The 12395-nt window shown below is 61.2% G+C and carries 10 protein-coding genes and 2 pseudogenes; 7 read left to right on the top strand and 5 right to left on the bottom strand.

The features are described 5' to 3' along the window. Positions 1 to 140: 140 nt before the first annotated feature. From N7E02_RS10460 to N7E02_RS10440, 5 genes and pseudogenes are all read left to right on the top strand, one after another. A pseudogene (locus N7E02_RS10460) lies at positions 141 to 1087 on the top strand (ABC transporter permease). After that, the gene (locus N7E02_RS10455) at positions 1084 to 1908 is read left to right on the top strand and encodes an ABC transporter permease (protein ID WP_286581845.1); all 825 of its coding nucleotides are present in this window, start codon (positions 1084 to 1086) and stop codon (positions 1906 to 1908) included. Before N7E02_RS10460 ends, N7E02_RS10455 begins: the two are co-directional and overlap by 4 nt. A gap of 32 nt (positions 1909 to 1940) precedes the next feature. Continuing rightward, positions 1941 to 3337, top strand: a pseudogene (locus tag N7E02_RS10450) (amidase). A 271-nt stretch (positions 3338 to 3608) separates the two neighbouring features. Continuing rightward, a complete protein-coding gene (locus tag N7E02_RS10445) occupies positions 3609 to 3956 on the top strand; it encodes an ElaB/YgaM/YqjD family protein (RefSeq protein WP_286581844.1) in 348 nt (115 codons plus the stop codon). After that, complete coding sequence (locus N7E02_RS10440) at positions 3956 to 4405, top strand: hypothetical protein (protein ID WP_286581842.1); 450 nt, start codon at positions 3956 to 3958, stop codon at positions 4403 to 4405. Before N7E02_RS10445 ends, N7E02_RS10440 begins: the two co-directional genes overlap by 1 nt. A 478-nt stretch (positions 4406 to 4883) precedes the next feature. Here N7E02_RS10440 and N7E02_RS10435 read toward each other — a convergent pair whose 3' ends face one another. Then, a complete protein-coding gene (locus tag N7E02_RS10435; protein WP_286581841.1) occupies positions 4884 to 5450 on the bottom strand; it encodes an RNA polymerase sigma factor in 567 nt (188 codons plus the stop codon). Further along, on the bottom strand, positions 5447 to 5644 hold the full coding sequence (locus tag N7E02_RS10430; protein WP_286583754.1) for a NepR family anti-sigma factor: 198 nt from the start codon (positions 5642 to 5644) through the stop codon (positions 5447 to 5449). The genes N7E02_RS10435 and N7E02_RS10430 overlap by 4 nt, the downstream gene beginning before the upstream one ends. Positions 5645 to 5809: 165 nt before the next feature. Here N7E02_RS10430 and N7E02_RS10425 point away from each other — a divergent pair, with 165 nt between their 5' ends. Together N7E02_RS10425 and N7E02_RS10420 are read left to right on the top strand one after the other, a co-directional pair. Continuing rightward, positions 5810 to 6604 carry a response regulator gene (locus N7E02_RS10425; protein WP_286581840.1) on the top strand — a complete coding sequence of 265 codons (795 nt, stop codon included), beginning with the start codon at positions 5810 to 5812 and terminating at the stop codon, positions 6602 to 6604. Positions 6605 to 6967: 363 nt separating this feature from the next. Beyond that, a complete protein-coding gene (locus N7E02_RS10420; RefSeq protein ID WP_286581839.1) occupies positions 6968 to 7906 on the top strand; it encodes a sensor histidine kinase in 939 nt (312 codons plus the stop codon). 415 nt (positions 7907 to 8321) lie between these two features. Here N7E02_RS10420 and N7E02_RS10415 read toward each other — a convergent pair whose 3' ends face one another. From N7E02_RS10415 to N7E02_RS10405, 3 genes are all read right to left on the bottom strand, one after another. After that, the gene (locus N7E02_RS10415) at positions 8322 to 9248 is read right to left on the bottom strand and encodes an ABC transporter permease (RefSeq protein WP_286581837.1); all 927 of its coding nucleotides are present in this window, start codon (positions 9246 to 9248) and stop codon (positions 8322 to 8324) included. After that, positions 9241 to 10251, bottom strand: coding sequence for an ABC transporter permease (locus N7E02_RS10410; protein WP_286581835.1), 1011 nt, complete (start codon positions 10249 to 10251; stop codon positions 9241 to 9243). Before N7E02_RS10410 ends, N7E02_RS10415 begins: the two co-directional genes overlap by 8 nt. Before the next feature lie 166 nt (positions 10252 to 10417). Further along, entirely contained in the window at positions 10418 to 12127 is a 1710-nt protein-coding gene (locus tag N7E02_RS10405; protein WP_286581834.1) for a peptide ABC transporter substrate-binding protein, read from the bottom strand. Positions 12128 to 12395 lie beyond the last annotated feature (268 nt).

Genomic DNA, 12395 nt, shown 5'->3' with positions numbered 1-12395 from the left:
TCCCCCTTGTGGGGGAGATGCCCGGCAGGGCAGAGGGGGTGGTTCCACACACTCTTCGGATCTTGAGTTCGCTGCGCCACCCCCTCTGTCATCTCCGATGACATCTCCCCCACAAGGGGGAGAAGGGAGTTCCGCATCCCATGATCTCCATCCTCATCCGCCGCATCGTAAGCCTTGTCGTCACGCTGCTCGTCGTGTCGCTCCTGATCTTTTCCGTCATGAACCTTCTGCCCGGTGATCCGGCGGCGATTATGCTCGGGACGTCGGCGACGCCGGAGACGCTGGCGGCGCTCCGGGCGCAGATGGGGCTCGATGAGCCGATCGTCGTGCGATATGTCGCGTGGCTCATGGGCATGATGCGGGGGATCTCGGGCAGTCCTATACCTATGGTGTGCCGGTGGCTGGCCTGATTGCCGAGCGGCTGGTGGTGACGCTGCCGCTGGCATTGATGGCCGTGGTGATTTCCGTCGGCATCGCAGTGCCGCTGGGTGTGGCGGCGGCGCGGCGGCATAATGGGTTGTTCGATCATATTGCCGGGGCGATTTCTTATGCCTCCATCGCGGTGCCGGCTTTCTGGGTGGGGCTGCTTTTGATCATCGCCTTCTCCACCAATCTCGGCTGGATGCCGGCCGGCGGGTTCCCGGGCTGGGATGCCGGATTGATCGCCGGGCTGCAGGCGCTGCTTATGCCCGCAATCGCGCTGGCGCTACCGCAGGCGGGCGTGCTGACGCGGGTGGCGCGCAGTGCCGTGCTTGAGGTTATGAATGAGGATTTCGTTCGCACCGCGCGCGCCAAGGGGCTGAGCGACCGGCTGGCGGTGTGGCGTCATGCGCTGCCCAATGCGCTGGTGCCGGTCGTCACCATGATCGGGCTGCAGTTCACCTTTCTGATTGCCGGCGCGGTGCTGGTGGAGAATGTCTTCAACCTGCCGGGGCTCGGGCGGCTTGCCTATCAGGCGCTGTCGCAGCGTGACATCATCGTCATGCAGGACGTGGTGCTGTTTTTCTCGGCGCTCGTCATCATCATCAACTTCCTCGTCGACCTCGCCTATCTGGTGATCGACCCGCGGATGAGGGTGGCGACGTGATGGCGGGTATTTTTCGCCGTCCCGTGCTTTTGATCGGGCTCGTCATCACGCTGGCGCTGGTTGCCGTGGCGTTGCTGTCGCTCGTCTGGACGCCGTCTCTGCCATCGAAGATGAATATCGTTCAGCGGCTGAAGCCGCCCCTCGGGCCGGGTGGCCTGCTTGGCACCGACCAGTTCGGCCGGGACGTGACCTCGATGCTGATGGTCGGCGCGTGGAATTCGCTGTCGACCTCGTTCCTGGCGGTGGCGCTCGGGGCGACGGTCGGCTCGGCGATCGGCGTTTTCGTCGCCATGAAGCGCGGCTGGCTGGAACTCATCACGATGCGCGGCTGCGACATCATCTTCGCCGTGCCGCCGATCCTGTCGGCGATGATGCTCGGGGCTTTTCTCGGTTCGGGCCGGTTTACGGCCGTCATCGCGATCGCCGTCTTCATGGTGCCGGTCTTCGCCCGGCTGACGCTTGCCGCCGCCAAGCAGATCTGGGCGCGCGACTATGTGATGGCGGCGATCGGCATCGGCCGGTCGAAGGGGAAGATCACGCTCGTCCATATCCTGCCCAATATCTCCAACCAGATCATCGTGCAGGTGACGATCCAGCTTGGGCTGGCGATCCTTACCGAGGCGGGTCTCTCCTTCCTCGGTCTCGGCATGCCGCCGCCGGCGCCGACCTGGGGGCGGATGCTCGCCGACAGCCAGACATTCTTTGCGCAGGCGCCGTGGCTTGCCATCATGCCCGGTCTTGCCATCGCACTGGCCGTGCTCGGCCTCAACATGCTGGGCGACGGTCTGCGCGACCTGCTCGATCCGCGTACGAGGACCTGATTACAGACAAAAAATACTCCGGGAATATTGCCATGCACGAGCTTTTGAAACTGAGCATTAGAGATATTCTCGCCCTCTATCGGGAGCGAAAGCTCTCACCAACGGAATACTGGCAGGTCGTCGAGGATCGCGTTGCAGCGTTCGAGCCCGAGGTGCAGGCGCTTTATCTCTACGATCCCGAAAACGCGCGTCGCCAGGCCAGGGCCTCGACGGAACGCTGGGTAAAGGGCGAGGCGCTCGGCGTGCTCGACGGCATTCCGGTGACGATCAAGGAGTTGATCGCGACCAAGGGCGATCCGGTGCCGATGGGCACGGCGGCGGTCGAGCTGAAGTCCGCCGAGGCGGATGCGCCGGTGTCGGCGCGGCTGAAGGAAGACGGCGCGGTGATCTTCGCCAAGACGACCTGCCCGGATTACGGCATGTTGTCGTCAGGTCTCTCCAGCTTCCATCACCTGAGCCGTAATCCCTGGGACCTGACCCAGAACCCGGGCGGATCGAGCGCCGGTGCTTCGGCCGCGGCGGCCGCGAGTTTTGGGCCGCTGCATATCGGCACGGATATCGGCGGCTCGGTGCGCCTGCCGGCCGGCTGGACGGGCATTTTCGGCTTCAAGCCGAGCCATGGGCGCATTCCGGTCGATCCCTATTTCGTCGGTCGCTGCGCCGGGCCGATGACGCGCACCGTCGAGGATTCGGCGATCGCGATGGCGACGCTCTCGCGCACCGACCTGCGTGATGGCACCTGCATGGAGCCGAACGCGCTGAACTGGCTGGATTTCGATATCGACGTGAAGGGCATGAAGATCGGGCTGATGCTGGATGCCGGCGTCGGCCTCGATCTCGACGACGAAGTGCGCGATGCGGTGTCGGCGGCGGCCAAGCGTTTCGAGGGGGCGGGGGCGGAGATCATTCCGGTGGCGCCTGTCATGACGCGGGCCATGCTCGACGGGCTCGACAATTTCTGGCGGGCGCGTTTCTGGGGGATATCGAGAAGCTGCCGGAAGAGCGGATGGCGATGATCCTGCCCTATATCTTCGAGTGGGCGAAGGGCGGGGCCAATGTCACCGGCGTCGACGCGGTGCGCGGCTTCAACCAGACGATCGAGATGCGCAAGGCCTGCGGAAAACTGTTCTCGACGGTGGATGCCGTGATCTCGCCGACCAATCCTATCGTGTCCTATCCCGCCGATTGGGCCTCGCCGACCAACGATCCGCTGCGGCCATTCGAACATATCGGCTTTACCGTGCCGTGGAACATGTCGGAACAGCCGGCCGCCTCGATCAATTGCGGGTTCTCGCGCTCGGGCATGCCGATCGGGCTGCAGATTGTCGGGCCCCGTTTCAACGACGTGCTGGTGTTGAAACTGTCGCGCGCCTTCGAGCAATGGACCGGTGGAGTGACGGACTGGCCGGAACCGGGAACGCGGGTCTAAGCGGCTTCGACACCTAATATAAAATACTCTCAGATTGGAACAATCGGGATATCGCCGCGTTCCCTGCCTGCAGCCGAATTGTCGGTCGTCGGGCGCCGCATTGAGTTGCGCGCCGATCAAGGAGACGAAGAATGAGAGGCATCCTTCTTTGGGCCGTGGGAGTTCCGATCCCCGTCATCCTTCTTCTCTACGTATTCCACTGGATTTGACCCTTCGCAAAGCCGAAGGGCGGCAAGTTCGCAACAATCATCCGTCCAATCAGGAGATCGCTATGCCCGCAACGTCATCGACCACCGAATTTTCCCGCACCGGCAACGCCTCTTCCTCGGCCTCGACCAAGGATATCGAAGTGCAGCTGCAACAGCTGCGTGAAGACATTTCCTCGCTTGCCAAGACCGTTGCCGCTGTCGGCAACGAAAAGGCCACCGAGGTGAAGGGCAAGGCGAAGCGCGCCGCGGCCGATGCCACTGACGCATCCTACCAGATGGTTGAAGCCGCCAAGAGCCAGGCCGTCAGCCTCGAGCGTGACCTTGAGCGCCAGATCTGCGCCAACCCGATCCAGTCGGTTGCGATCGCCGCCGGCGTCGGCTTTCTCTTCGCGCTTCTGTCCCGCCGCTAATGCTGACGGCATTGGGACCGCTGCTGGCATCCTTCATTGCGACGGATGTGGCGGCGATGAAGCGAAAATTCAGGCGTAACGCGATCCTTTACGGGATCGCGCTCGTGCTTTTCCTGACAACCTATGTGTTGCTGGTAACAGCGCTTGCCGTTTATCTCGGGACGCTGTGGGGTACGCTTGCTGCGCTTCTGGTCGCCGCAGGTGGGGCATTCCTGTTGGGTCTGATCATTCTCGCCTGCGTGGCGATCGCCAACAGCGCCGAAGAAAAGCGCCGCCGCGAGGCGGCTGCGGCAAATAGCAACAAGGCGCTCGCCGTAACCGCTGCGGTTTCCGCTCTGCCGATCCTGATGAGATCGAAGCCGCTGCTTTTGCTTGCCGCGGTCGGTGGTCTCGGGTTTCTGGCGCTGAAGGGAACCGGATCGAAGGAAGGTCCTCCGCCGGCCGAATGACCGGGTGAGAACCCGGCTTTGCCGTTAAATTTAAAAGCCGCCTGAACGGGCGGCTTTTTTCTTGGGCGGGAGGATCACTCCTCGTCGCTCCAGAACATATCCCAATTGTCGTTTGCCGGACCCCCGGCGCTCCAAGGAGCCAAGGGCGAGGCCTGCACCCCGACGGGGTTGCACGGGATAGGGCGGCTGCTTTCGGGTACGTTCTTCACCGCGTCCTTCGGACGCTGGCGAAATGTCCGCCTGCATGATCGAACCGTGTTTATCCTGCGTCTTGCCATCTCTTGCCCCCAAGTCGGGAGCAGTTTTCCAATGCCTCTTGGACAACGGCAAGCGAATGCTTTCCAAGTGGTTATGAGGTAAGGTTAACGGTGCTACAGCGCGTCAAAACGATACGCAAGGAGTGCGGGGTGTACCGTGGCACGCAACAAAAAGGCCGCGAAAATCGCGGCCTTTCTCAGTTTGATGAGTATGATCTTGCTCAGCTGCCGAAGGCACGGGAGGTGATGGCGGCGTCGCCCGCATCCGGGCCGTAGTCGCCTTCTCCCGATACGCCAAGCACTTCCTGCAGGCGGCTACGGGCACGGGAAACACGGCTCTTGATCGTGCCGACCGCGCAGCCGCAAATCTCGGCGGCTTCCTCGTAGGCGAAGCCTGCAGCACCGACCAGGATGATCGCTTCACGCTGATCATCCGGCAACTTGTCGAGCGCCTTGCGGAAATCCTGCAGGTCGAGGCGGCCATACTGTTCCGGATGAACGGAGAAGCGTTCGGAAAACAGGCCATCGGTGTCCTGTACCTCGCGGCCACGCTTGCGCATCTGGCTGTAGAACTCGTTGCGCAGGATCGTGAAGAGCCAAGCACGCATGTTGGTGCCGGCTGTGAAGCTTTTCTGGTTGGCCCAAGCCTTCATGATCGTGTCCTGCACCAGGTCATCCGCCTTGTCGTGACGTCCGGTCAGGGACACCGCGAAAGCGCGCAGGTTCGGCAGGGATGCAAGAAGGTCGCGCTTGAAAACGCGATCATCAGTCTCTTGCTGGGTGCTCATTTTGCATCCACCGCCTTGGCTGCGCCTGCCTTGTGCGCATTCTCGGCTTCTTCGAGACGTTCGAGCAAGTCCAGGAAGCGATCCGGGATCCCTTCTTCCTGAACGGCTTCATAGAATTCCTTGAGCTTCCGAGATATCGAAGCATTCGGCGCCAAGGATCCGGGTTTAATCTGCTGGGGCTGAGCTGTTGTCATATCATGCTTTTTTCTGGTCTCGTCACTCATCACTCGGGCGCCTGCTTGCAATTCGTCGGGAGGAAAATGCTCGAAACCAAAAAAAGTTCCGTCTTGCGGAACTTATTTTACAGTCCCACGTTAATGACAGGTCAATTGCCCGTTTGGGCCCAGGGGAGAATTTGTATGTCACTCACCACACGCGTTGCGTCTCACCTTCCGTATCTGCGGCGGTATGCTCGTGCAGTCACCGGATCGCAGACGTCAGGAGACGCTTATGTGGCGGCAGTCCTGGAAGCGCTGATCGCGGATGTTTCCATCTTTCCGGAATCGTCCAAGGATCGCGTTTCGCTCTATAAACTCTTTGTCGCGATTTTTGGTTCCACGTCCATCGAGATCCGCCCGATCGAATCGCCCTTCGCGTGGGAGCAGCGGGCGGCCGCCAACCTGTCGTCCATCCCCTCGCAGGCACGACACGCCTTCCTTCTGGTTTCGGTCGAAGGCTTCACCGTCGACGAGGCTGCCGAAGTGCTTGATGTCAGCGTTTCCGACGTGAACCGCTTACTGGACGAAGCATCGCGCGAAATCTCCCGTCAGGTCGCGACCGATATCATGATCATCGAAGACGAGCCGCTGATCGCGCTCGATATCGAGCAGATGGTTCAGGATCTCGGCCATCGCGTTACCGGCATCGCGCGTACCCACAAGGAAGCGGTCTCGCTGTTCCAGTCTTCGAAGCCGAAGATGGTTCTGGCCGACATTCAGCTTGCCGACGGCAGTTCGGGCATCGACGCGGTGAACGAAATCCTCAAGGCGTCCAGCGTGCCGGTGATCTTCATCACCGCGTTCCCCGAAAGGCTTCTGACCGGCGAGCGTCCGGAGCCGGCCTTCCTGGTGACGAAGCCGTTCAACCCGGACATGGTCAAGGCTTTGATCAGCCAGGCGCTGTTCTTCAACGAAGCGGTCAAGGCGGCGGCGTGAGCTGCCCTTGTCGCGGCTTGTTTCTGGAACATATTCATCGAGGCGGGGTTCTGTCGTGTCCGTGAAAGCGGTAGGCAGTGCCTCGTTTCAACCTTCGTATTCTATCCCTTGATGATAGTCTGAGGCTGCGGGTGTGGCACCATGAGGTGTCTCCCGGCGTTTTCTCCGCCCCGAAAGGATGTGGAAACGCCACAAGGTTCAGACTGGCCGGTTGTTGGTGCAGCCGGAAAATTGTAGGGGCATGAGCATCCAGCGCTGCCATCGGGGCGCTATGATGGGCCGGTAGATGGAGTGGCAAATTTGGCGCATCCACTGACATGGCAGCAAGCTGGTCAGAGTGATGACAAGCTGCGGGAGTTTTTCATGCCCGCGCTTATCGACCTCGGCGCCAGCATCATCATTCAGGATTCAAATCTCAACTATCTGTATCTTGCCAATCTTCCGGAGGCATGGGCCTGCGGCGAGATAGGCACGCCGACCGATACGACGCTGTTCGGCGAAGAGGTCGCGGCCAAGCTGTTGACGGTCAAGAGTGCGATGACCGAGAGCGGCAAGAAGGGTCATATCGAGGTCACGGTCGGATCGGACCAAGTGTTCGAGTTTCGCGTCCAGGCGGTCCAGTTCGAAGCAGGCGGCGTTCACCTCGTCACGACGATCATCGACCGGTCCGAGGAGCGGCACCGCGAGCGGCTCCTGCGGGCATTGCTGCGGGAAGTGAGCCATCGTTCGAAGAACCTGCTTGCCATCATACAGAGCATTGCGTTGCAGACGGCCCGCTATTCCGGCTCGCTCGACCTGTTTCTGCACAAGTTCCGGGGCAGGCTGTATTCGCTGTCGCAATCCCAGGATTTGATCACCGATTCCAGCTGGCGTGGCGCTTATTTCTACGATCTCGTCCGTCAGCAGACGGAAAAATACCTGCCTGACAATACGCATCTGGTCAAAGTGTCAGGGGACAACATGCTGCTGACGCCGAACGCGTCGCTGCATCTCGGGCTCGCGCTGCACGAGTTGATCGTCAACGCGGTAAGCCACGGCGCGCTGCTGCGCAGCATCCGACCTGTTGACGTCACCTGCACACGCATCCACCTGGATGGTCACGACTGGCTGGAAATGCGTTGGCACGAGAAGCTCAGCAATCGTGCCGGCGATGATCCGACCGAAGATAGCCTCAAGGCACATTTCGGCAGCACGGTGCTGGAACGGGTCGTGCCTGCTTCGGTGAATGGCAAGGCGCAATACATCATTTCCAGCGAGGAAATTTGTTACGAGCTGCGTTTCCCGCTCGATATCGGCGACTGACCATCCCCAACACGAAAGCTGGTTTCCGACGGCTGCAGGCCGGAATTGCGAATGCTGGCTTATCGGAGGAGGTCTTGCGGCGATTCATATGCCCAAAAACAGACCCGGGTCGATTCTAATGGAACCGACCCGGCTCGTCTCTTCGAGGGGGATTGAAGAGTTGTCCGAAGGCCTTGTAGGGCGGGGGACGGGGGCGCCTTCAGACACTCGAATAACGGACGGCCGGAAATTAGGTTCCGAACTTTTTCGATTTTTTTTCAAGATTCCTTTGGGCCACGTCTTTGCGCAGAAGTCCGCCCTCCAGCAAGCGCTTGGGAAGCTTGCACGATAGGGCTTTTCAGCGCGGGAAGCGGCAGCCTTAGCGTGCCACTCGAAAGGCGGGATCCGGCGGATCGCCGCCGAATCCATTCCGTTTTCAACGCTTGACGGCGCGGGGATCGAGCGCGTCGCGGATCGCGTCGCCGATATAATTGATGCTCAGCACGGTCAGAGAGATCGCCAGACCCGGCCACAAGACTCGGGAGGGCGTGAGCGTCATGAAATTCGCGCCGTCGAACAGAAGGCGGCCCCAGGTCGGGAAGTCCGATGGGAAACCGAGGCCTAGGAAGCTCAGCGACGATTCCGTGATGATGGCGGAAGCAATGCCGAGGGTCGCCGACACCATGATCGAGGACAGGACGTTGGGCAGGATGTGCTTGAGCACGATTCTATATTCCATCATCCCGCTCGATTTTGCCGCCTGTACGAATTCCCGGCTCTTCACCGCCAAAACGTCACCGCGGACGATGCGGGCCGTGTGCATCCAGCTGGTAATGCCGATGACGAAGACGATCAGGATGAAGATGCCGGTCTCCGGACCGAAGGCGGCGCGCAGCGTGTCGCGAAACAGCAGGATGATGACCAGCAGCAGCGGCAGCAGCGGCAAGGCAAGAAACAGGTCGGTGAGGCGCATCAGCGGGCCGTCGAGGCGGCGGAAATAGCCGGACAGCACGCCGACCAGCGTTCCGAGGAAGAGCGCCAGCAGCATTGCGGTGATGCCGACGGCAAGCGAGATGCGCCCGCCGGCCAGAACCTGCGCCAGCATGTCCTTGCCGAGATTGTCGGTGCCGAACGGGTGGGCGAGCGACGGCCACTGGTTCTTGGCACGGATGTCGAGCTTGTTCGGCGCAACGGTGTGGATCAGGGGGCCGATATAGACCGCGAGCACGATGAAGACGAAGACGGCGAGGCCGGCCACGCCGCCCTTGTGGGCGCGGAACTGGTGCCACATGTCGCTCAGGGCCGAGCGTGTCGGCGTCTTGGCGATTGCGGGAGGAGCGGTTGCTACGGTCGCATCAGTCATAACGGATCCTCGGGTCAAGAATGCCGTAAAGTACGTCGGCGATCAGGTTGAACAGGACGATCAGCACCGCGAAGATGAAGGTCAGCGTCTGGACGAGCGGGATATCCGCACCCTGGACGGCGGTGATGAGCAACTGGCCGAGGCCGTTCACGCGGAAGACCTGCTCGGTAATGATGGCGCCGGAGAACACGGTCGGTACGCCGAGGGCGATGACGGTGACGACCGGGATCAGGCTGTTGCGCAGGACGTGCACGAGCAGCACGACCTTTTCCTTCACGCCCTTGGCGCGGGCGGTGCGGACATAATCCTGGTGCAGGTTGTCGAGCATGGAGGCGCGCACGAAGCGGGCGATCTGCGAGGCGTTGTAAAGCGCGAGCACCGCGACGGGCAGGGCCATCTGCTTGATCTGTGCCATGAAGCTCGCAAAGTCGGTGACCCTGAGATTGGTGTCATAGACCGACGGGAACCACTGCAGATAGGACGAGAAGATGACGATCAGCAGAACGCCGGTGAAGAAGGTCGGGACCGAATAGCCGACCATCGAGACGAAGGTGCCGATCTGGTCGAAGATCGAATACTGCTTGTAGGCGGAAATGACGCCGATCGGGATGGCGATCAGGATACCGAAGACATAGGCGAGGCCGACGACCCATAGCGTCTGGGGCAGGCGCTGGACGATGAGATCGACGACCGGGCTGCGGGTCGCCCAGGAAAGCACGCGCATGCGCTCGCCATCGCCGAACTGCCAGCCGGTGAGGCTTTCCAGGATGTTGAGAGGTTCATTGACGAAGAACTGGTGCAGCCAGGCCAGATAACGGACGAAGAAAGGCTGATCGAGGCCGAGCGAGGCGCGGATCTGCTCGCGCACTTCCGGCGGGATGGTCAGCGGCAGGTCGCCGGTGGGATCGTTGGGCGCCAGATCGAGCAGCGCGAAAATGACGAAGCTTATGATCAGCAGCGTCGGAATTGCGAAGAGCAATCGTCGCAATGTGTAAGTGAACATATAGGCACTCTCCGGTCTACGCGCATGCGCCACGGCTGCAGCAGGGCGACGACGGCGTAGGATTCTCGATGTCGTTGAACCGGCCCCCGTTGCGCCGGGGGATCGCGATGCTGTCAGGAAGCGATAAGGGTGCCAGGCCGCCGTTGAGACGGCCCGGCGACCGGCATTACTTCTTGCGGTACCAGTCGGCGATGTTCCAGACCTGGCTGTCCCACGAGTTCATCTTCACGCCTTCCAGCGTGACGGCGAAGGAGGACTGGTCGCCGCGATGGACGAGCGGAATATGGGCGCCTTCTTCGGTCAGCATGTCGTTGAGCTGCTTGGAGAGTTCAGCACGCTTTTCGAGATCAGCGGTCTTGGAGAGCACGCCGACGAGCTTGTCGTATTCGGGGTTGCAGTAACGCGGGATGTTCTGGCCCTGCCAGCCATTCTTCGGTCCCGGCATCTTGTCGCAAAGCCATTCCGCGAGATATTTTTCCGGGTCCGTCCCGTCGAAGTTGTTGGTATACATCAGGACGTCGGCGTAGAATTTCTGGAACGTGTCCGGGCTTGCCGGATCGCCACCGAAGAAGACGGATGCAGAGGCGTTGCGCAGTTCCGCATCGACGCCGATTTCCGCCCACATGGCCTTGACGAGTTCCTGCGTCGCCTGGCGGACCGAGTTGGTCGAGGTGGAGTAGAGGAAGGAGAGCTTTACGCCATCCTTGGCGCGGATGCCGTCTCCGCCCTTCACCCAGCCGGCGTCGTCGAGCAGCTTGTTGGCGCCTTCGATATCCTGCTTCAGGCACCAGCTGTCATTCTTGGTAGATGCTACAGCCGCCGGGGCAGGAACGATGTTGCAGGTCGCCTTGCCGGACTGGCCGTAACCGGCCTCGACGATGATGTCGCGGTCGATGGCAAGCGACAGGGCGCGGCGGACGGCCGGGTCCTTCAGCGCCGGATGCGGGCCGGCCTCGGTGGTGGAGCGCTTGTCGCCGAGCGCCGGGTCCGGGTTGGTCCAGTTGAGGTTGATGCGCTCGGTCTGGGTGCCGAAGGAGATTTCCAGGCGGCCCTTGCCGGCGGCCATCATGGTCTCAAGCACTTCCGGCTCGACCTGGGCGTTCCAGGCATAATCGTATTCGCCGGTTTCGAGCACCGCGCGGGCAGCAGAGGCCGCGTCGCCGCCGCCCTTCAGGGTGATCGAGGCGAAGGCCGGTTTGGCGGCATCACGATAGTTGGGGTTGGCTGCGAAGGTGATGACGTCGTTCGGCTTGAAATCCTTGACGACGAAGGCGCCGGTGCCGATCGGGCCGAAGTTGGCGGCAGTGCAGCCCGGAGCCTTGGCGCCGACGCAATCCTTAAACTGGGCAGCCTGGATGATGGGAGACTGGGCGCCGACAAAGGCAGAATAGGGGTAAGGCTTCGGCTCTTCGAAGGTGATCTTGACCGTGTGCGGATCGACCGCCTCGACATTCTTGACGCCCTCATACTGTGCAGCCTGCGCGCAACCGCCATCCGGCGCGGTGCAGTATTTCCAGGTGAAGATCACGTCCTCGGCCGTGAAGGCCGTGCCGTCAGACCACTTGACGTCCGGCTTCAGCTTCCAGGTCATGCTGAGCAGATCCTTGGCAACGCCGCCGTTATCGAGCGTCGGGATCTCCGCTGCCAGCCACGGCACCAGTTCGCCCTTCTCATCGGTGCGCGCCAGGGGCTCGATGACGATGGAGGATGCCAGAATTTCCTTGGTACCACCCGAAAGATACGGGTTCATGGTGGAGACGGCCTGCCAGAACAGGATCTTCAGGTCTCCATCCGTACCGCGTTCGGCGTGGGCCGCTGCGCCCGAAAGCGCCAGCGCCGCCGCAGTACCGGCCAACAGAAGTTTCAGTTTATGCATGCTGCTGTTCCCCTTTGTGGATCTCTTGACGAGTTGTTGTGATTGGTTCGGGCAGGCTCCGGTCGGATTTCCCAAGCTGCGACTTTGCGTCTGTCAGCTCCTCCGCCGGGCGTGATTATTGGCGCCCGTGATCCTTGTGTTCAGTCGCTCTAAGACACGTCCATCCCTTCACGTCAGGCGTGTGTGACCAAATTTTGAGCCATCTAAGCATAGGCCTATTTTTCGTTCAAGACACAAAATTGAAGCTTGCAAAAGGGGGCAATGCATC

Source organism: Terrirhizobium terrae, assembly GCF_030323265.1.
GTDB lineage: Bacteria > Pseudomonadota > Alphaproteobacteria > Rhizobiales > Rhizobiaceae > Neorhizobium.
Note: the sequence above shows the minus strand (reverse complement) of the source record. Positions and strands in the feature narration are given on the sequence as shown.

Coding starts and splice junctions, on each gene's coding strand:
- N7E02_RS10445 (WP_286581844.1), top strand. CDS start 3,609: ATGCCCGCAACGTCATCGACCACCGAATTTTCCCGCACCGGCAACGCC.
- N7E02_RS10440 (WP_286581842.1), top strand. CDS start 3,956: ATGCTGACGGCATTGGGACCGCTGCTGGCATCCTTCATTGCGACGGAT.
- N7E02_RS10435 (WP_286581841.1), bottom strand. CDS start 5,450: ATGAGCACCCAGCAAGAGACTGATGATCGCGTTTTCAAGCGCGACCTT.
- N7E02_RS10430 (WP_286583754.1), bottom strand. CDS start 5,644: ATGACAACAGCTCAGCCCCAGCAGATTAAACCCGGATCCTTGGCGCCG.
- N7E02_RS10425 (WP_286581840.1), top strand. CDS start 5,810: ATGTCACTCACCACACGCGTTGCGTCTCACCTTCCGTATCTGCGGCGG.
- N7E02_RS10420 (WP_286581839.1), top strand. CDS start 6,968: ATGCCCGCGCTTATCGACCTCGGCGCCAGCATCATCATTCAGGATTCA.
- N7E02_RS10415 (WP_286581837.1), bottom strand. CDS start 9,248: ATGACTGATGCGACCGTAGCAACCGCTCCTCCCGCAATCGCCAAGACG.
- N7E02_RS10410 (WP_286581835.1), bottom strand. CDS start 10,251: ATGTTCACTTACACATTGCGACGATTGCTCTTCGCAATTCCGACGCTG.
- N7E02_RS10405 (WP_286581834.1), bottom strand. CDS start 12,127: ATGCATAAACTGAAACTTCTGTTGGCCGGTACTGCGGCGGCGCTGGCG.